Source organism: Streptomyces polyasparticus, from assembly GCF_014493765.1.
GTDB lineage: Bacteria > Actinomycetota > Actinomycetes > Streptomycetales > Streptomycetaceae > Streptomyces > Streptomyces polyasparticus.
Genome location: NZ_JACTVJ010000128.1, coordinates 1 through 851 on the forward strand (window position 1 = coordinate 1; position 851 = coordinate 851).

At 47.0% G+C, this 851-nt stretch carries 1 protein-coding gene; it reads left to right on the forward strand.

Annotation, left to right across the window (positions count from 1 at the left end):
• Nucleotides 1–851: Hsp70 family protein (locus H9Y04_RS49160; RefSeq protein ID WP_187820171.1), on the forward strand; the 851-nt coding region annotated here is incomplete at both ends.

The window sequence follows — 851 nt, forward strand, 5'->3', positions numbered from 1 at the left end:
TTGACAAGTCTCAAGTCCACGAGATTGTCCTCGTTGGTGGATCCACCAGAATTCCAAAGGTTCAAAAGTTGGTTTCTGACTTCTTCAACGGTAAGGAGCCAAATAAGTCCATCAACCCCGATGAGGCTGTTGCTTACGGTGCTGCTGTGCAAGCCGCCATCTTGTCTGGTGACACTTCATCTAAGACTCAAGACTTGTTGTTGTTGGATGTTGCTCCATTGTCTATGGGTATTGAGACCGCTGGTGGTATCATGACCAAGTTGATTCCAAGAAACTCCACCATCCCTACTAAGAAGTCTGAGACTTTCTCTACTTACGCCGACAACCAACCAGGTGTGTTGATTCAAGTTTACGAAGGTGAGAGAGCCAAGACTAAGGACAACAACTTGTTGGGTAAGTTCGAATTGTCTGGTATTCCACCAGCACCAAGAGGTGTTCCTCAAATCGAGGTTACCTTCGATATCGATGCCAATGGTATCTTGAACGTCAGTGCCTTGGAGAAGGGTACCGGTAAGACTCAAAAGATTACAATCACCAACGACAAGGGTAGATTGTCCAAGGAGGATATCGAGAGAATGGTCAACGAAGCCGAAAAGTACAAGGAAGAGGATGAAAAGGAAGCTGCTAGAGTGCAAGCCAAGAACGGTTTGGAATCTTACGCTTACTCCTTGAAGTCCACCTTGGGCGAGGATCAATTCAAGGAGAAGTTGGATGCTTCTGAGATTGAAGAGGTCACCAAGGCTGCTGAGGAGACCATCACCTGGTTGGACGACAACCAAACTGCCACTGAGGAGGAGTTCACTGACAAGCAAAAGGAATTGGAGGGCAAGGCCAACCCAATCATGTCTAAG